Annotated in this window: 19 protein-coding genes and 1 rRNA gene; 9 read left to right on the top strand and 11 right to left on the bottom strand. The window is 35.8% G+C overall.

Annotated features, from left to right (window positions below):
• A 16S ribosomal RNA gene (locus A9G10_RS11490) occupies nt 1–253 on the bottom strand; the annotation flags it as partial.
• A gap of 491 nt (nt 254–744) precedes the next feature.
• Between A9G10_RS11490 and A9G10_RS11485 the strand changes: the two genes are divergently transcribed.
• Complete coding sequence (locus A9G10_RS11485; protein WP_065559644.1) at nt 745–1,470, top strand: DUF4184 family protein; 726 nt, start codon at nt 745–747, stop codon at nt 1,468–1,470.
• 32 nt (nt 1,471–1,502) lie between these two features.
• On the opposite strand, the gene gmhB is transcribed toward A9G10_RS11485, so the two are convergent.
• Nucleotides 1,503–2,039: a D-glycero-beta-D-manno-heptose 1,7-bisphosphate 7-phosphatase gene (gene gmhB, locus A9G10_RS11480; protein ID WP_065559643.1), complete on the bottom strand. Its 537-nt coding sequence runs from the start codon at nt 2,037–2,039 to the stop codon at nt 1,503–1,505.
• A gap of 117 nt (nt 2,040–2,156) precedes the next feature.
• On the opposite strand from gmhB, the gene metN reads away from it, so the two are divergent.
• The 4 genes from metN to tsaA all read left to right on the top strand — a co-directional run bounded on the left by metN (nt 2,157) and on the right by tsaA (nt 5,733).
• A complete protein-coding gene (metN, locus tag A9G10_RS11475; RefSeq protein ID WP_065559642.1) occupies nt 2,157–3,188 on the top strand; it encodes a methionine ABC transporter ATP-binding protein MetN in 1,032 nt (343 codons plus the stop codon).
• Nucleotides 3,189–3,300: 112 nt separating this feature from the next.
• A complete protein-coding gene (locus A9G10_RS11470; protein ID WP_065559648.1) occupies nt 3,301–3,960 on the top strand; it encodes a methionine ABC transporter permease in 660 nt (219 codons plus the stop codon).
• Between the two features lie 14 nt (nt 3,961–3,974).
• On the top strand, nt 3,975–4,877 hold the full coding sequence (metQ, locus tag A9G10_RS11465) for a methionine ABC transporter substrate-binding lipoprotein MetQ (RefSeq protein WP_065559641.1): 903 nt from the start codon (nt 3,975–3,977) through the stop codon (nt 4,875–4,877).
• A gap of 133 nt (nt 4,878–5,010) precedes the next feature.
• Nucleotides 5,011–5,733 (top strand): tRNA (N6-threonylcarbamoyladenosine(37)-N6)-methyltransferase TrmO, encoded by a 723-nt coding sequence (tsaA, locus tag A9G10_RS11460; RefSeq protein ID WP_065559640.1) that lies wholly within the window; start codon nt 5,011–5,013, stop codon nt 5,731–5,733.
• A gap of 200 nt (nt 5,734–5,933) precedes the next feature.
• Here the strand turns inward: tsaA and hslO are convergent, their stop codons facing one another.
• The 3 genes from hslO to A9G10_RS11445 all read right to left on the bottom strand — a co-directional run bounded on the left by hslO (nt 5,934) and on the right by A9G10_RS11445 (nt 8,839).
• Nucleotides 5,934–6,797, bottom strand: coding sequence for an Hsp33 family molecular chaperone HslO (gene hslO / locus A9G10_RS11455; RefSeq protein WP_218837405.1), 864 nt, complete (start codon nt 6,795–6,797; stop codon nt 5,934–5,936).
• 1 nt (nt 6,798) lies between these two features.
• A complete protein-coding gene (gene hslR / locus A9G10_RS11450; RefSeq protein WP_065559639.1) occupies nt 6,799–7,197 on the bottom strand; it encodes a ribosome-associated heat shock protein Hsp15 in 399 nt (132 codons plus the stop codon).
• 91 nt (nt 7,198–7,288) lie between these two features.
• On the bottom strand, nt 7,289–8,839 hold the full coding sequence (locus A9G10_RS11445; RefSeq protein ID WP_143426009.1) for a hypothetical protein: 1,551 nt from the start codon (nt 8,837–8,839) through the stop codon (nt 7,289–7,291).
• 291 nt (nt 8,840–9,130) lie between these two features.
• On the opposite strand from A9G10_RS11445, the gene greA reads away from it, so the two are divergent.
• A complete protein-coding gene (gene greA, locus A9G10_RS11440; protein ID WP_065559646.1) occupies nt 9,131–9,607 on the top strand; it encodes a transcription elongation factor GreA in 477 nt (158 codons plus the stop codon).
• Between the two features lie 65 nt (nt 9,608–9,672).
• On the opposite strand, the gene yhbY is transcribed toward greA, so the two are convergent.
• Complete coding sequence (yhbY, locus tag A9G10_RS11435; RefSeq protein WP_065559637.1) at nt 9,673–9,966, bottom strand: ribosome assembly RNA-binding protein YhbY; 294 nt, start codon at nt 9,964–9,966, stop codon at nt 9,673–9,675.
• A gap of 98 nt (nt 9,967–10,064) precedes the next feature.
• Here yhbY and rlmE point away from each other — a divergent pair, with 98 nt between their 5' ends.
• The 3 genes from rlmE to folP all read left to right on the top strand — a co-directional run bounded on the left by rlmE (nt 10,065) and on the right by folP (nt 13,663).
• Nucleotides 10,065–10,691 carry a 23S rRNA (uridine(2552)-2'-O)-methyltransferase RlmE gene (gene rlmE / locus A9G10_RS11430; protein ID WP_065559636.1) on the top strand — a complete coding sequence of 209 codons (627 nt, stop codon included), beginning with the start codon at nt 10,065–10,067 and terminating at the stop codon, nt 10,689–10,691.
• Between the two features lie 85 nt (nt 10,692–10,776).
• Nucleotides 10,777–12,645, top strand: coding sequence for an ATP-dependent zinc metalloprotease FtsH (gene ftsH, locus A9G10_RS11425; protein WP_065559635.1), 1,869 nt, complete (start codon nt 10,777–10,779; stop codon nt 12,643–12,645).
• A 181-nt stretch (nt 12,646–12,826) separates the two neighbouring features.
• Nucleotides 12,827–13,663 carry a dihydropteroate synthase gene (gene folP, locus A9G10_RS11420; protein WP_065559634.1) on the top strand — a complete coding sequence of 279 codons (837 nt, stop codon included), beginning with the start codon at nt 12,827–12,829 and terminating at the stop codon, nt 13,661–13,663.
• A gap of 132 nt (nt 13,664–13,795) precedes the next feature.
• On the opposite strand, the gene ubiA is transcribed toward folP, so the two are convergent.
• From ubiA to A9G10_RS11395, 5 genes are all read right to left on the bottom strand, one after another.
• Entirely contained in the window at nt 13,796–14,626 is an 831-nt protein-coding gene (ubiA, locus tag A9G10_RS11415; protein ID WP_065559633.1) for a 4-hydroxybenzoate octaprenyltransferase, read from the bottom strand.
• 108 nt (nt 14,627–14,734) lie between these two features.
• Entirely contained in the window at nt 14,735–15,295 is a 561-nt protein-coding gene (locus A9G10_RS11410) for a TorD/DmsD family molecular chaperone (RefSeq protein ID WP_065559632.1), read from the bottom strand.
• 61 nt (nt 15,296–15,356) lie between these two features.
• Entirely contained in the window at nt 15,357–16,196 is an 840-nt protein-coding gene (locus A9G10_RS11405; protein ID WP_065559631.1) for a dimethyl sulfoxide reductase anchor subunit family protein, read from the bottom strand.
• 1 nt (nt 16,197) lies between these two features.
• On the bottom strand, nt 16,198–16,818 hold the full coding sequence (locus A9G10_RS11400; protein ID WP_065559630.1) for a DMSO/selenate family reductase complex B subunit: 621 nt from the start codon (nt 16,816–16,818) through the stop codon (nt 16,198–16,200).
• Between the two features lie 14 nt (nt 16,819–16,832).
• The gene (locus A9G10_RS11395; protein WP_065559629.1) at nt 16,833–19,280 is read right to left on the bottom strand and encodes a DMSO/selenate family reductase complex A subunit; all 2,448 of its coding nucleotides are present in this window, start codon (nt 19,278–19,280) and stop codon (nt 16,833–16,835) included.
• Nucleotides 19,281–19,506: the final 226 nt, after the last annotated feature.

Below are 19,506 nucleotides of genomic sequence, written 5' to 3'. Positions count from 1 at the left end.
CACCAACTAGCTAATCCCATATGGGTTCATCAAATGGCGCACGTCCTTGCGGAACCGTACTTTGGTCTCTCAACTTTATGCGGTATTAGCAGTCGTTTCCAACTGTTGTCCCCCTCCATTTGGCAGATCCCCATACCTTACTCACCCGTCCGCCACTCGTCATCAAGTGCAAGCACTCATGTTACCGTTCGACTTGCATGTGTTAAGCCTGCCGCCAGCGTTCAATCTGAGCCATGATCAAACTCTTCAATTTAAAGTTTGATGCTCAATAACTGTTTCTGACATATTCAAATGAATCTTCAGTGTCACTTATCAAGACTTAATTTTTTGAGTCCGTAGACTTTATTCTTTCGTCTCGCAAGTGCCCACACAGATTGTCTGTTTCTTCTTTTTAAAGAGCTGACAGTATTTTTTTGCTTTCGCTTTTACTGTCTCAAGGGCTGCGTATACTACGCTACACCTTTTTATTCGTCAAGATCTTTTTTCAAAATTTTTGATCCTGCTCACTAACCTCTTGTACCGCCTGCTTTCGCTGACGCCGTGTCAGTGGATGCGCATTATAGAGCCTTAAAAAAATCATGCAAGCGTTTATTGCAATTTTATTTCTGTTTGTGTTTTTTTTACCCATGCCGTATTGAAAACAATCTGATCCTATACAAATTTTACAAACTTTCTTTATTATTATTAATTATGTCAGTTATGAGATTTTTGGTTTAGGTTAACTTTTTAAGATGGATATTTCATATGCCTTTTACTTTCGCACACCCAGCAATTGTTTTACCTTTTAATAAAAAGCCTCAATTTTTTTCAATGACAGCCTTAATTCTAGGTAGCATGTCCCCTGACTTTGAATATTTTCTTAGAATGAAAATAAAAAGTGATATGAGCCATACTTTATTTGGTATTGTTTATTTTGATCTGCCAATAACATTAATGGTTGCTTTTATCTTTCATTCCATCATTCGTAATGAACTAATCAAAAATTTGCCTCATTTCCTTTATAAACGATTTGCTCATTATCTTACTTTTAATTGGAATCAGTATTGCTTGCATCATTGGTTTATTGTTTTGACATCAGCAGTAATAGGTATATTGTCTCATATTGGTTGGGACAGTTTTACTCACTTAACTGGCTTTGTAGTAAAACACCTTCCTTTTTTGCAACAAACAATTTCCTTAAAAAATATTGATATTCCTATTTATCAATTACTACAGCATGGCAGTACTTTGGTCGGAATGAGTTTAATATGCCTCTTTATTCTTAGATTACCGATCATGACTGATAAAAGGAATACGGTTAGTTTTCTATATTGGGGGTTGGTGATGATGATCGTTATAAGTAGTTTCTCAGTTTTTTTCGCCAATACTATCTATACTTTTGGTCAAAATGTGGTGAACTTTATTGATGCAATATTTTTAGGATTAATATTCGCACCACTTATCATGAGAATTATACGGCGTTTATTTTAAACACCGTAATAGAATAGTATTGTTTTAGAACGTTATGATTCTGCTTTTATTTTATTAGGTAAATCCGCCAAACTATCGATTACCCAATCGGCTTGAGCAACGACTTCTTCAGTGATTGGGTCGCCCGTTTTCACTAAAACGGTTTTTTTGACCCCAGCCTTTTTACCTGATAATAGATCTGAAAGCTTGTCACCCACCATATAGGAATTAGCAATATCAATGCCTAATTCTTTCGCTGCGGTTTGAATCATACCGGGACTTGGTTTTCGGCATTCACAATGATCTACTAGTGGATCATGCGGACAATAATAGATACCATCTAAGTCAACACCTCTGTCTTGTAACGACCAATCCATCCATTCAGTTAAAGTATGAAATTGCTCTTCTGAAAATTTGTTTCTGGCAATTCCAGATTGATTAGTGGTAATAACTAACAAGAAACCCATTTTTTTGAGCTCTTGCATTGCCTCAATTACGCCGTCAATAAAGTGGAATTTATCAATTGTATGCACATAGTTATAATCGATGTTTATTGTCCCATCACGATCTAAAAAAATAGCAGGCTTCATATTTACTCATTTTCCTTTTATTTAGGTATTTACCCTAATTTGCATAATATATTATTGATTGACTTAGATGTCTAGACGTCTTAATATTCAACTATTCGCATTTTGCATTTATATATTATGATACAATTACAACATATTTCGAAAACTTTTGAACATAATAATACGTTAATCCACGCATTAAAGGATATTACTATTAATGTACCCAAAGGTAAAATTTATGGAGTTATCGGTAAATCTGGTGCAGGAAAAAGCACATTAATTCGCTGTGTCAATCTGTTAGAAAAGCCGACAAGTGGTAAAATTTTTCTAGATAATCAAGAGATAACTAATCTATCTAATCGACAATTAATTCCTGTTCGTCGAAAAATCAGCATGATTTTTCAACATTTTAATCTTCTCTCATCACGTACCGTATTTGATAATATTGCTTTTCCTCTGGAACTTAATCGGACACCCAAAGCCAAGATTAAGCAAAAAGTCGATGAACTAATCGCGTTAGTTGGTTTGACTGAAAAAGCGAATGTCTATCCAGCCAATTTATCTGGTGGACAAAAGCAACGTGTTGCTATCGCACGAGCCTTGGCAAGTGACCCTAAAGTATTATTGTGTGATGAAGCAACCAGCGCCCTTGATCCAGAAACAACGCGTTCGATTTTAACTTTATTAAAAGAAATCAACCAGAAACTTGAATTAACAATCTTATTAATTACCCATGAAATGGATGTCGTTAAACAGATTTGCGATCAGGTTGCCGTTATTAGCAATGGAGAGTTAGTTGAACAATCATCAGTAGGTGAAATGTTTTCCCATGCTAAAACCGATATTGCCCGTCAATTTATTCAATCTACTTTACATTTAAACATTCCTGATGACTATTTAACCAAGCTCTCAAAAGAGTATAAAGAAGGACTTAATCCCTTATTACGACTAGAGTTTTCCGGTGTTTCGGTTGATTTACCACTGTTGTCGCAAATTGCTCAACAATTTAATATCGAAAGCAATATTATTAGCGCTCAGATGGATTACGCCGGTGGCGTTAAATTTGGTTTAATGCTAGCGGAAATGAAGGGAGAGACGAAAAGTATTGAATCCGCAATTAAATTTTTAGAAAAAAATAACACCAACGTAGAGGTGCTTGGTTATGTTTAGTTTTATTCCTTCTTTTAAACCTTTTGAAACTTTATTTCGATATTTAGCACACTACAATTTTTGGGGTGATTTTGTCGCTTTTTGCTCTTCTTTTAATGGTTTTAATGAAGCCATGTTATTTAAAATGGCACAAGCAACGGATGATACTATTTATATGGTGTTATTATCGGGTTTTTATGGAACATTAATTGGATTACCATTAGGTATACTGTTGTATGTCACCCGAAAGGGAAATATACTTGAAAACTACATCGTGCATTTTACATTTTCTTTTCTTACCAATATATTTCGAGCAATTCCTTTTATTATATTAATTTTATGGATAAAACCTTTTACAGTTGAAGTTATGGACATTATTACAGGCCAAGCTACTTTTTTGGGAAGACAAGGTGTTATAGTTCCACTTAGTGTTGGTGTTTCGCCTTTAATTGCGAAAATGATTGAAAATGCATTACTTGATATTCCTAAAAGTTTAATTGAGGCAGCTCGTTCAATGGGAGCTACACCATTACAAATTATATATAAAGTTCTTATTCCAGAATCATTACCAATTATCATTAATAGCATGACAATAACGTTGATAACACTAACAGGCTATATTGCACTAAGTGGAGCTGTTGGAGCTGGAGGCTTAGGTCAATTAGCGATTCAATATGGCTATAATAGTTACAAACCCGCTATAATGAATACAGTTGTTATATTATTGGTTGTACTAGTTTTCCTAATCCAAGCTATTGGCAATAGGATTGTAAAATATGTTACTCATCATTAATTTTGGAGAAAATTATGTCAATTAAACAGCTAGCATTAATTACCACCTTAGTAAGTGCCTTTTTTTTAACGGGTTGTGATAATAGTAAACAAACAGTATCAGAAAATAACAATTCAAATCAATCTGATAATATGACGACACTTAAAGTCGGCGTTATTTCAGGGCCCGAACAAGAAGTAGCCGAAGTGGTGAAACAACAAGCTAAGGATCTTTATCATTTAGATGTTGAGTTGGTTATTTTCAATGATTATGTCACCCCAAATCAAGCATTAAATGATGGGTTAATTGACGTTAATGCCTTCCAACATAAACCTTATTTAGATGAGCAAATGAAAGAGCGTGGTTACAAATTAGCTGTGGTTGGTAATTCATTTGTTTATCCAATTGCAAGTTATTCTCATAAACTTAAACCAATCGACAATTCTACGCCAACAGGTGAAGGCGTGAAAGTAACATCTCCACGTGGTGAAACTTTCTTTATTCCAGCTAACTCAACCATTGCGATTCCAAATGATCCAACTAATTTAGGTCGAGCATTACTGTTATTACAACATGAAGGATTAATTACCGTTGATAAATCAAAAGGTTTATTACCGACTGTTTTAGATATCACCAGTAATCCTAATAATTATAAAATTATTGAGCTTGAAGCGCCTATGTTGCCACGCTCTTTAGACGATGCACAAGTTGACCTTGCTATTATCAATAACGCATTTGCCGGACAAGCAAATTTAACACCTAGTAAAGATGGCATTTTTGTTGAAGATAAAGAATCTCCTTACGTTAATATTATCGTTGCCCGTGAAGCCGATAAAGATAACGAGAATATCAAAAATTTTGTGAAAGCTTACCAAACAGATGCTGTAGCACAAAAAGCAGATCAAATTTTTAATGGTGGTGCTATTCGTGGTTGGTAATGACTTACCAAAAACATTAATCAATCAAAAATCCGCCGATTTAAGGTCGGCGGAAACAATAAACGACAAAATAAATAAAGTTATTGAGTGATATACTGCAGACCATACATTAACTCAGTAAAGCATAATTAAGATCATGACCTGGCAAATAGATCCCATTGGTATTATACATTCCCCTTATAGCGAAAAATTTGCTGTACCCAGACAACCGAATTTAGTTCCTGCCGGATATGGAGAACTTCATTTATTGGCACCTTATAATGATCCTAATAGTGTTAAAGGATTAGAACAGTTTTCACATTTATGGTTGCTGTTTCAATTCCACCATATAGACCAGAACAAGTGGCGCTTAACCGTTCGTCCTCCTCGTTTAGGTGGAAATAAAACGTTAGGCGTATTTGCAACTCGTTCCCCATTTAGACCCAATCATATCGGGCTTTCAGCAGTAGAATTAAAAGACATAATCATTAAAAATAAACAAGTTATTTTAAAATTAGGAAGTTTAGATTTAGTTGATGGCACACCTATTATCGATATAAAACCCTATCTGCCTTATTGTGATAGTTATCCAGATGCCACTGCTGGCTATGCACAAACGACTCCAGAAAAAAAATTACACGTTGTGTTTTCAAATGAAGCTCAACGTTTTTTAATATCACAAAAACAGAATTACCCAGAGCTAGCAGACTTAATTACTCAAGTCATTTCACATGATCCTAGACCTGCTTATAAACAAAATAACATCGATGAACAAACATATGGATTAACGCTATACCATTTTAATATTAAATGGAAAATCACAAATGAATGCGCAATGGTCGGCGATATCGAGATTATCAAAAAAAAATTTACTTAACTAAATAATAAATAATTTTCTTTTTCCAATAGGATAAAATAGTTTTGTAAATTTTCTTAACAAAATTATGGCAAAAAATTAATAAAAAAGGTTGGTGTATTTATACGATTCTGATACATTATGTACGGGTTTAATTCCCTATATTTCACTTTGCCACTAAAATTATTTAATAATCTTAGTGGTATTTTTATTCCCAAAAATCAATGGATATTTGTTTTGTGTTTGTTTCGCATTTCAGCGATATCAATCTCATCAAATATATAATGTTTACCACAATAATCACATAGGATATCAATCTTACCGCCATCCTGTTTGAGAATTTCATCAATTTCATTTTGCGGTATTGTTACTAAACTATCTTCAAAACGTTGCCGAGAACAACCACATTTAAATGTAACATTCTCAGTTTCAAACAGTCGAACTTGTTCTTGATTATAAAGGCGATATAAAATTTCATCACTCGTGAGTTTAAATAATTCATCACTTGTGATTGTTTCGGTTAAAGCGCTTAGGTGCTCAAAAGACTCTTTTGTATTTTCATTAGCTGGTAACACTTGCAATAATATGCCGGCAGCCATTGGTTTATTATTGTAAACACCTGTTTTAACAAATAATCTAGTTGGCAACTGTTCAGACTGCATGAAGTAATTTTCAATACATCCTATTAGCGTCTCTTTTTCAAGTCCAACAATACCTTGATAGCGTTCTCCATTTTTTGGCGTAATAGTAATTACAATATAACCATTACCCACCATATCTTTCAGTGACGCATTATCAGCAATATCACCATTAACTCGAGCAACCCCACGTAATTGTTGAAGATGATTACCATTGACAACCGCTAAACGCAAAGGACCATCACCTTGAAGTTGAACCGCAATATCGCCTTCGAATTTTAAGGTTGCGGTTAATAAACTCGTCGCAACTAGTAATTCACCCAATAAATTTTGTACTGCTACAGGATAATTATGGTTATCTAAAATTGCTTGGTAAGTTTGTTCTAAACGGGTTATTTCACCACGAACAGGGTGGTTATCAAAGATAAATCGATTTAAAGTATCCATATCAATTATTGTCGCCTTGTTGTCTATCATATTTAAATTTTATTAAATTACGCCGCTCTTTCTTATCCGGCTTTCTATCAGGATGTGGCATGGTTAATGCATTAAGCTTACGTGCTTCTGCTATTTTTTCGCGTTTATCAATGCTCTCTTGTGTTTCTTGATAAAGTAATTGAGCTTCTTGCGCTGATCTCCGTTGTCCATTAATCGCTAGAATTTTAATTGTTTTTTGATCTGAACCTTGACGAAGAGTCAAAATTGCACCAACTTCCACCAATTTACTCGGTTTAGTTCGTTGGCCATTATAGTGAACTTTTCCCCCCTCGACCATTTCACGAGCAAGTGAACGTGTCTTATAAAATCGGGCAGCCCACAACCATTTATCTAGTCTGATTTGATCCATTTCACTCTCATATTAATTTATCAAAAACATCATTTAAACACGAACAGGAGTTTTAACATTTTAATAATATATAAGGCTAACTTAACCAATATCAATTGTCTGATTGAAGAAAATGATTGATCGCATTGACTTGTATAGTGCCAGCTAAACTAAATGGTGCAATTTTACCAGATAAATTAGCGGTATAATTAGTTGACTCAGGATCGTAATTAACTAATTTCCAGTCTTTTAATAAAGAACTTGGGATATTAGTAGCACCTAATTGAAAAGAGGTAAACTCTGTTTGATTGGCATTAAGCTTTGCTTTTATTTCAACAATACCCTTGTTAATTAAACTACTAAAGTTTAATAATGCATGCTGCTGTGAATCATATTTTAAGGTCAAATCTGGATAATTAATCTCAATGCCATTAATAGATCCTCTTTCAGCTTTGAAAAATAGGTTTCCGGCATCAAATCCTAAATATTTATCTTTGACTATAACAATATCTGAACCCAATGCTTCAAAATTAGTAAAAGCAAAAGGATAGTTAGCATCAACATTAATTAATAGACTTGGTAAAATCGATAAGTGAGTAATTTCAATCCGACTAAATTGTGTTGGTAATACTAATTGCTCTACATGTTGAGGTAATTGATAAATGACACTAGCTATCGTGACTTGTTCTAACTGTAAACTATTATCATGCCAGCTACCTTTTAAATTTACATTACCTTTATTCCAAGTGGCAATCGCTTTGTCAATCTGAATATTATTATCATCAAGATTGAGCTGAAGTAATACTGAGGAAAATAGATTATCTAACCATACAACGTTATCGGCATTGAAAACAAGAGAGCTTTCATCAAAATACCATCCATTATCAAAACGAATATTTTTGACTTCAAGATTCCCTTTTTCAACAAGAAAAGAGGGTAGCTGTATACTACTTTCAAATATCGACAATTGTCGTAAAGAGAATTTAGGTAAATAGGAAATATAATTTTTCCAAAAATCGTCTGTTTGAGATTGTAGATGTATATTGCTTAATTTAAGTTGTTCAATATCCCAACTTTTATCAGCTAATATCTTTAATTTACTTACAAAAAATCCATTTTCAATATTACCGCCTAAATTAGTTAAATAGGTAATATTATCACGTTGAAATCCTTGAACGACTACTGATTTGATAGCAACCCCATTGATCAATACTTCGTTAGAAGTGAAATCAAACTGGGCATTATTTAAACTTGATGAAGAATAAGATTTAATTCCGCCATTTAGTTGTTTAAATATAATTTTATCTTCATTATTATTGATTGAAACAGTAATGTTAGAATTAATAAATTTTAACGTATCAGTCGAAAAATCATAATGTTTAATTCTGCTATCAGTCAATATTCCATCAATCACAGTAACATAGCTAAAATGATTGAATTGCCACAGTTCATGTTTATCTAACCCTATAACCATTTTAGGAATATTAGCTATTTGTTGCTGACCGTCGCTGATGACAACATCATCCAAGACAACTTCATAAACTTTTGAAAAAGAATGGTGAACATGCCCAATTGAGATAGTGTAGGGACTTAATTTTGATAATTGCTCACTTACAAGTTTTGCCCCAAACGCCGTCTGTACTACAAAATAAGAGAGTAACACTAACAACCAAGCAATAGCTAAAAGAGTAAGTAAGTAAAATCGTATCCGTCGCATAAATGAATAAAATTGTTATAATAAGCCGTTCACAATGACATTACGATAAACGATTTTAAATGAAATAGCATCTTATTTTAGTATAAATGATTTGTCGTTAAGTTAGTTTTACAGTTAATATATAGAAATACACAATCATATCTTTGAAATACCAAATGGAATCGATCACTCTTCCTTTATTTAAAGTAAGATGAGGGATTGTTTTTATTTAATTTAAATAAAGCGGGAGACACACAAATGAAACAAATCCCAATGACAGTAAAGGGAGCTGAATTATTACGTGCTGAACTTGAAGAGCTGAAAAATGTCAAAAGACCTCAAATTACAGCAGCGATAGCCGAAGCAAGAGCACACGGTGATTTAAAAGAAAATGCAGAGTATCATGCAGCAAGAGAACAACAAGGTTTTTGTGAAGGCCGTATTCAAGAAATTGAAGGAAAGTTATCACAAGCACAAATTATAGACATTACCAAAGTCAAAAACACTGGTAGAATTATTTTTGGTGCCACCGTCACTGTTATTAATGTGGATACTGATGAAGAAACCACTTATCGAATTGTAGGTGATGATGAAGCTGATTATCGACAAAATCTCATTTCGGTTAATTCCCCTATTGCCAGAGGATTAATTGGTAAAGAAGATGGCGACACAGTACAAATAAAAACGCCTGGTGGCGATGTAGAGTTTGATATTGTTAAAGTAGAATATATTTAAAAGGTTAATTCTGCTTTGTCATTTGCTATAGATAAACAGGGCGAATACCCTGTTTATTAATCGTATTATTTAGGTAACGTGATTTTTTTCTCTTCACTTGGTCTAAAAATAGTAAAAATAGAACCAACTTGTTGTACTGCAAGGGCATGCGTTTCACGTATGATTGCTTCGCAAATAAGCTTTTTTGTCTCTCTATCTTCAGCAGACACCTTAATCTTAATTAACTCATGAAAGTTTAACGCATTTTCAATCTCTGCAAGCACACCTTCAGTAAATCCATTAGCGCCGATCATGACAATTGGTTTTAAATGATGAGCTTCACCTTTTAAATACTGTTTTTGTTTATTTGATAAATTCATTATTTTTTTATCACATTAAGTTGCAATTTTGCTATTCTACCCTTATATATATTTGTAATCAATTGAAGTGAACTCTTTACTATAAGGATTTATTCCCTGTGAGTAACAAAAAACGCTCAGCAAGCTCGACTCGTTGGCTTAATGAACATTTTAATGATCGCTTTGTGCAACAAGCACAAAAAAAAGGTTTACGATCGCGAGCATGGTTCAAATTAGAAGAAATTCAAAAAAGTGACAAATTATTTAAACCCGGTATAACCGTTGTTGATCTAGGCGCAGCGCCTGGCGGATGGTCACAATATGTGGCGTCTGTTATTGGTAGTAAAGGACGAATTATCGCTTGCGATTTATTACCGATGGATCCGATTGTCGGTGTTGATTTCCTACAAGGTGATTTCCGAGACGAAGGCGTGCTTAAAGCTCTACTTGACCGTGTTGGTGAAGAAAAAGTACAAGTCGTCATGTCAGATATGGCTCCTAACATGAGTGGTCAACCTGCTGTTGATATTCCAAGAGCAATGTATTTAGTTGAACTTGCTTTAGATATGTGTCGAGATGTCCTTGCCCCAAATGGCAATTTTATTGTCAAAGTTTTTCAAGGTGAGGGATTTGAAGATTATTTAAAACAAGTTAGAACGATCTTTAAAACGGTCAAAATTCGCAAACCTGAAGCATCCAGATCGCGATCGAGAGAAGTTTATATCGTTGCAATGGGTATGAAGTAGCCAGTAGCACAATTTTGTAGTACCATTACTTCCTAATTTTAGTCGTAACTATTAATTTTTATGAGAGGTTTTTCTTTTGAACGACATGGTAAAGAATTTACTGATCTGGGGAATTATTGCCGTAGTATTGATAGCTGTATTTAATCAATTCAGCTCAATATCCAATAGCGGACCTCAAATCAATTATACTCAATTTAATTCCGATATCACCAGTGGTAAAATCCAAGAAGTGCATATTAATGGACGCGAAATTATTGCCACGACAAAAGATAATCGTAACTATGTAACTTACATCCCTTATTTTGATGAAAAATTAATGGATGACTTAGTTTTAAATAAAGTTGCCGTTTATGGTAGTCCAGATGAAAAACCAAGTTTGTTAGCAAGTATTTTAATCTCTTGGTTCCCTATTATTTTATTAATCGGATTTTGGATCTTTGTCATGCGTCAAATGCAAGGCGGTGGTAAAGGCGGTCCAATGTCGGTGGGTAAAAGTAAAGCTCGGATGTTAGCGCCAGATCAAGTAAAAACCAAATTTACCGATGTCGCAGGCAGTGAAGAAGCCAAGCAAGAAGTAACAGAAGTGGTCGATTTTTTACGTGATCCTGGTAAATACCAAAAATTAGGTGGACGTATACCGAAAGGTATTTTGATGGTTGGGCCACCAGGTACCGGTAAAACATTATTAGCTAGAGCCATTGCCGGTGAAGCCAATGTGCCTTTCTTTAGTATTTCAGGTTCCGACTTTGTTGAAATGTTTGTTGGTGTGGGCGCATCACGTGTACGTGATCTCTTTGAACAAGCCCGTAAACACTCACCTTGTATTATCTTTATTGATGAAATTGATGCTGTTGGTCGCAAACGTGGAGCGGGTTCAATGGGCGGGCATGACGAACGCGAACAAACCCTAAACCAAATGTTAGTTGAAATGGATGGTTTTGAAGCTAACAGTGGCATTATTATGATTGCAGCAACAAACCGTGCTGATATTCTCGATCCTGCATTACTTCGTCCGGGTCGTTTTGACCGTCAAGTTCAAATTGATTTACCTGACTTAAAAAGTCGTGAGCAAATTCTGGCAGTACATGTACGTAAAGTACCTTTAGGGTCTGATGTTAATCTAGCAGTATTAGCGCGCGGAACGCCAAATTATTCGGGTGCTCAATTAGCTAATTTAGTTAACGAAGCAGCACTATTTGCCGCTCGCCGTAATAAACGTTTAGTCACGATGGATGAGTTTGAAGAAGCCAAAGATAAAATCGATATGGGTACTCAACGTCGTTCATTATCCATGACAAAAGAGCAATTAACCAATACGGCTTATCACGAAGCGGGACACGCAATTGTGGGTTATTTAATGCCAGATCATGATCCGCTTCATAAAGTCACTATTATTCCACGTGGAGGAGCGTTAGGTGTCGCCTTCTTCTTACCGGAAGGTGATCAAATTAGTCAAACTCGTACTCAGTTAGAATCAAAAATTTCAACAGCTTATGCAGGACGAATTGCCGAAGGCTTAATTTATGGTGAAGATAAAATTACCTCTGGTGCATCCAGTGATATACGATACGCTTCAAATGTAGCCAGAGCAATGGTTACACAATGGGGCTTCTCAGATCGTTTACCACCTGCATTGTTTGAATACGAAGAGTCTTCTTATGGAGTCATGAAGAAAATATCTGATGGTACAGCTAAAATTATTGATGAAGAAGTTGATGCAATCCTGCAACGAAACTATCAACGAGCTAAAACAACACTAACTGAAAATATTGATATTCTTCATGCAATGAAAGATGCTTTACTTAAATATGAAACAATTGATAAAAAACAGATTGATGAACTAATGAATCGCCAGCCAATCACGCCACCAGAGGGTTGGACAGCGAGTGATGAAAAAGCAGCACAAGAAGTACCAAATGAAGGTCGTGATACACCACCTGAATCCGATAATTAATCTGTTTTTAATTTTTATAACGCGCTTCGGCGCGTTTTTTATCGAATGATTGAATTAAATCTCAGCTAAAAGTGATTTTCAACATAGATAATAAGCTTCAATGATTTTGCTATTGCTTAGCTTATAACAAAGTTTAACGATAGCAAAATTAAGTTTAAGATGACTTAAATAAGGCATAATCATGGAAATTCGTTTCAATAATCAAATTATGGATCTCTCTTTTCCTCAGGTAATGGGTATCGTAAACATGACGCCAGATTCGTTTTCTGATGGCGGTAATTATAACAATCTTGATGATGCTATGCGCCGAGTTGATAATATGATACAAGCAGGCGCAACATTTATTGATATAGGCGGTGAATCAACACGCCCTGGTGCAGCCATTGTATCAGTTGAAGAAGAGCTAGATAGAGTGGTGCCTTTAGTTGAAAAAGTGGCTCGCTATTTTGATGTTTGGATTTCCGTTGATACCTCTAAACCTCAAGTCATGATAGAGTCGGCAAAAGCAGGAGCCCATTTAATTAATGATATTCGAGCATTAACAGAGTCTGGTGCAGTCGAAGCCGCAGCCCAAACAGGATTACCAGTTTGCATTATGCATATGCAAGGTGATCCTCAAACCATGCAAAATGCGCCACATTATCAGCAAGACATCTATCAAGAAGTCGATCAATTTTTTGCCCAACATATCAATCGTTGCATCAATGCAGGGATTGAGCGAGAAAAAATTATTCTTGATCCAGGTTTTGGCTTTGGTAAAACATTAGCACACAATTATCGATTACTCGCAACACTTGAAAAATTTCATCACTTTCATTTACCACTATTAGTTGGCATGTCTCGCAAATCCATGATTGGACAAGTATTAAATGTTCCACCTAAAGAACGTATGTTAGGTAGCGTTTCTTGTGCAGTAATTGCAGCGATGAAAGGTGCACAGATTATTCGAGTTCATGATGTAAAAGAAACCTTTGATGCACTGAGAATTGTGCAAGCCACTTTAGCTGAACAGGAATAAACGGGGTTTGACTTCAAAAAATAAGCCATTATTTTGTTAAAAAGGGAATGTTTAGACAAATAAGATAAAAATCCCTTTTTGTCTTATTCTTAAAAAATTTTCAATTTTTGGCATTACTGTTTCTAATAATCGTTAAACAATAACAACACTTAAAAACATCACTAAACCGACATAATTATTATTTTGAAAAGCGTTGAAGCATCGAGTTCTATCACGATCGTTGATTAACCATTGTTGATAAAGAAACAGTAACGACACAATCAATAATCCACAATAATAAATAAGAGATAAATGATTATTGAGACCAATCATTATCAAGCAAATCACTGTTATTATCTGTAGAATGCCTATCATCAATTTATCATAGTGCCCAAACAAAACAGCCGTCGATTTAATGCCAATTTTGATATCATCATTGCGATCGACCATGGCATATTCCGTATCATAAGCAACTGTCCAACAAATATTTGCCAAACACAATAACCAACAGGTTAACGGAAACTGTTCAATTGTGGCCGCATAGACCATTGGAATGCTCCAACTAAATGCAATCCCTAATACTATTTGCGGAAAGTAGGTATAACGCTTCATAAACGGGTAAATCATTGCAGTTAACAATGCACAGCCAGCAATTATCCAAGACAAAGCATTTAAAAAAAATAATAAACAAGCAGCCATAAACAACAATATCAATAATGTCCATAAAGCATTTTTTGCAGTTAAAACACCTTGCGCTAAAGGACGGTGTTGCGTTCGCTCCACATGCGCATCAAAATGGCGATCAGCATAATCATTTACCACACATCCTGCCGCTCGCATCACAACAACACCTATCACAAAGATAACAACAAGTTCAACGGGCGGATGAGGATTGGCAAGCCAAATTGCCGTTATAGTTGGCCAAAGCAATAGCAAGATTCCAATTGGTTTATCTAACCGCATAAGTTGTAAATAAGCTAACATATCTGATTTCTATCTTATATAACAATAGGGGAATTATACCTTTTCCTTCAAAAACTGTAACGCTCTCAATAATTGAGTCAAATTAATTGCTACAATTAACAAATAGGCTCATTGAAGCATCTCTAAATATTGTTCTGCAATAACGGCAAGAGCAGCATAAAATGGACTAATTTGATTCTGTTTTAATTGATTTAAATAGTAAGTAGACCACGTAAATAAATGCTCATTTAATAATTGATTTGCTGTTTGTGGCTGATTTTTTTCCAGCAGTAATGCAAATGCCATTAACATTAATCCAAACTGATCTTCAGGCTCATTCATACCTGTAGACAGCATTACCCCCTGTTGCTGTAAAAATGCACGATAACGTTCTTGTGATTCCCCCATTAATAACTTTTCTTGATCTAAATAGACCGATCCCCAAGGCGGGGCAAGCATTTCACCTTGTCCTTCAAATAACAGGGAAAAGTGATAATCCAGATCTTGATGAGTTAGTTCTACCTTCAATTTTTGACATTGCTGATGAATTAATTCGGGATTTTGCCAATTAGCAAGCTGATCGATATGGAGTAACGCCTCAATCAACGGTTTGACGGTTTCACTTCGAGGAGAATAGTAAAAAAATGCCCCAATGATTTTTGCTAAGGTAACGGTAGTTAGATTATCCAATCTTATCTCTCTTATTCATTATAAAATGACTTAATTTGCTATGAGTGATTAGCTTCAATGATTAAAGCGGTATTGTCCATAAATTATAAAATGCAATGCGTCCACAAACTTCACCCAAAAAAGTACAAACAAAGGCTGTAGTACAAAGTATCGTCATATGTTTTGTTCGCCAACAATTAAAAATAATCAACATTAGCGCAACAATTAATAAAATGCACTCAGTCATCATCCAACTCAATTGCGCATTAGCCAGCGTAGGACTGATTGAAGTCATTAAATTAAAATAAGGTACCTTTGACAGCACAATTAATAAAACGCCAATAATAAAAGCACCGGTTCCCAATCGATATAGCCCAACCCTAGCACTAGCAATACCACCTAATGCCAGCATCGTTAGATACATTTGAATCGGTGTATAAACAGTATCCCACGTTTTCACTGTGGGTAATCTATACGTTAAAACAATCGTCCAAACAAACACTAAACTTAGTATCATTAACACGATCGCTAATAGTTGATTTATATAAGGGATGCGATTTATCTTTAAACAAAGCGACTTAATCATATCAAGTTTTTCACTATTGGGATAAAGGGCAAAATAATTGAGTAACAGTGAGACAAGCGTGACTCCAAACAATACACCAAAGGTAAAAATTTCATTACTCATTGGCGAACGACCGATACCCAAAATCACATTGAAGGCACGCATGGGATGCCCCAAATGGAATGAGGCAATTAGCATACCAAGAGCCATAAAAATCAGTGCTATCCCATTAATTTTTTGTCTAATAAGTTGTTTAGCTTGTGAATAATTGATGAAACAAGACAAGCTACTCAGCAATACCATTCCCGCAGATAATTGCCCCAATACCGTAAAAAAAACGAGTGGTAATTCATGCATATTAAACCTCCTCTGGATTGAGCACTTTACCCAATGTATCACCCGAACTCTTAGCTTGCGCATGGGGTTTAATCACAATATTGGGTTTAGTTAGCTCAGCATTAGGTAAAGGGGCAATATTACGTTCATTGCCGTAACGCTTACGTAGTTTGCCTATCTCGTCAAAATCTAATGCATGTTGCGGACAAGATTCGACGCATACAGGCTTTAATCCTTCGGCAACACGTTCATAACAGCCATCGCATTTTGACATGACACGCTTTTGATGATCATACTGTGGTGCACCATAAGGACAACGCATTTCACAATACCGACACCCGATACAAACATCCTGATTAACAACCACTAAGCCATCTTGCTTGCGTTTGTGCATTGCCCCCGTCGGGCAGCCTTGTACGCAAGTCGGCTCATCACAATGGTTACAGGCGATCGATAAATAATAAGTAAAAGTATCATTCTGCCAAATTCCAGCTACTTGCTGCCATGTGCCACCACCATATTCATAGACTCGTCGAAAATGCACCCCAAGCGCATTATCTTTCTCGTCTTTACAGCTGACTTGGCAGGTCTTACATCCGGTACATTTGGAAGAATCAATAAAGAATCCATATTGCATTTTCATCATCTCCCTGTGACTTATGATGCCGAAGACATACTGGATATTGGTTTGATATCAACCAAATTGGTATGTTGTGAATTTGATTTTGCCAATACCGAAGGACGCAATGAAGTTAATCGATTGACACATCCCCCAATATCGATACCCACTGCATTAGTTTTTGCCCACAACCCTTGCGGAATGGCAATGACCCCGGGTAATATACGTGGCGTTACTTTGGCTGGAATATATAACCGACCGCGATCGTTAAAAACTTCGACTAATTGACCATGCTTTATGTGTCTCTGCTGAGCATCAATAGGATTGATCCACAGACTACTGGCAACAGCCTCACGCAATTGCGGAAGATTGCTATAAGACGAGTGGCAATGTCCTTTAATATGAAATCCAATTAACTGTAACGGGTATTTTTCTTGTTTTAGCTTATCTTCGCTTCCTTCAATCGCGGGTAAATAAGCTGGGATAGGATAAAGTTTATCGTCCTGCTCAAATTCCCATTCACGCGCAATTTTTGCCAAAGCTTCAGAATAAATTTCAATTTTGCCCGATGGGGTATTTAACGGATGATTAATTGGATCATCGCGAAATGCCTTTAAAGCAATTTGATTATCACTGTCAGCTAATTTACGATCAATAACTCCCATACCGTCTGTTTCAGCAAAAGCAGGTAAATCAGGATTTTGTTTGCGCATTCTTTCATAGCTATACGCTATCCACTCCGCTTGTGTTCGTCCTTCCGTAAATTTATCTTTAACGCCCATTTTTTCTGACAATTCGGTTAGCACATCATAAGCCGGACGATTTTCCCAAAGCGGCTTGATGGCTTGTTGCATACGAATCACGTAGTGATAAGCGCCCGATGCATAGGAATTATTGATTAAATCATGACTTTCAACTGATGACACATCAGGTAATAACAAATCGGCATACCTTGCTGAAGCGGTCATATGCGTATCCCAAACCAAGATAAATTCGCATTTTGATTCATCTTGTAAAATCTGATGGGTTCGATTGAGATCGGCATGTTGATTACCAATCACATTACTGGCATAGCTCCAGATAAGCTTGATACCAACATCCAATTTATCTTTACCCAGTATATAAGCATTTTTTGCTGTCATGTTCTGCGGTTCTTCAATCGCTTTCGTCCATAAAAAGAATGGAATACTGGTTTTAATCGGATTTAACAGATTTAGACCAGGAACAGGATAAGTCACGCTTCCACCCCAAGTTCCGATATTAGTACCTGGTTTACCAAACTGACCCGTGATAATTGGCAGTATCATAATCGCTCGGGTAGTATGCTCACCATTTTGCCAACGCTGAGCCCCCCAACCTTGAGAAATCCATGCCGCTTTAGCATTGACAATATCTAATGCAAGCTGACGAATTTGTTTAGCTGGAATACCGGTCTTTTTAGCTGCCCATTCAGGGGTTTTAGGCGTTCTGTCATCACCTAATCCAAGAATATAAGATTTAAAATCACTAAAAGGCGGTGCACTGTCGGGTAATGAGTCAGCATTCCAGCCCACACAATATTGATTGAGCATTGCATCATCAATTCTATCTTCTTCAAGCAAAGCATAACCGATTGCAGCAACTAAAGCGGCATCTGTTCCAGGAATAATTGGAATCCACTCAGCATTGTAACCCACAACACTTTCACTACGCCTTGGATCAATAATAATCACCCTTGCTTTACTTTGTGATAATGCATTGAATAGCTCTGTCACCTGCCCCCCACCCGACATTCGGGTTTCAGCAATATTTTGTCCAAACATTACCACTAAATCAGAATGTTTAATTTGGTCTATTAACGACTCTTTTGCATTGCCATAGATATAAGGTTGGATAGCGGTTATTTGACCACTTGAATAATCACCATGATAATTGAGATAACCACCAATCGTACTCAAAAATCGCTTACAAGCACTACGTCCAGAAATATTTGCACCTGTAGTACCTGTGCCATATTGATAATAAATAGCCTCGTTGCCATATTGATTAATGGTATACTTGAGTTTATTTGCCAATAAAGCGATTGCTTCAGCCCATGAAATACGTTTGAATTTACCTTCACCACGCTTACCCACACGCACCATAGGATATTTTAAACGCTCAGGATCGTAAGTTCGCCACCGTACCGCTCTTCCACGCAAGCAAGGACGAATTTGATGCAGGCCAAAGACCGGGTCATTAATACCATCTTCTGAAGAAATTTTAGTAATAATATCATTCTTAACATGGACTTTTAGAGGACAACGACTACCACAGTTAACTAAACAAGCACTATAGACGATTTTTTCCTCATTATCCGAACTGGCAAGGCTATCATTGTCATTAACGTTAGGTTTTGCGTAAACAAATGGGGATTGAATGGTATTAGCTAATGCTGCAACACTCCCAATCGCTAACGATTTTTGTAAAAAATCTCGTCGGGTTATTTTATTATTTGACTTGCTCATTTTGTTCCCTTATGTCTATTTGGGATTTATTTATCATAATACTTTATATTGTTAGACAGGTTGATAACACAGAAAACGGCATAAACCGTCTTTAACTATCAATAAATTAAGGTAATAACAATTATTCTCAATACATACTTGGTAAAAATACTGAATTTGCTTTTCATTATAAATTTAATTTCATGCATCTTAAAGAAAGATTGGTATAATAAGCTCATTTATTCGA

Source organism: Gilliamella sp. wkB308 (assembly GCF_001690185.1).
Classification (GTDB): Bacteria; Pseudomonadota; Gammaproteobacteria; order Enterobacterales; family Orbaceae; genus Gilliamella; species Gilliamella apicola_I.
This window is presented reverse-complemented; position numbering and strand designations above follow the sequence as displayed.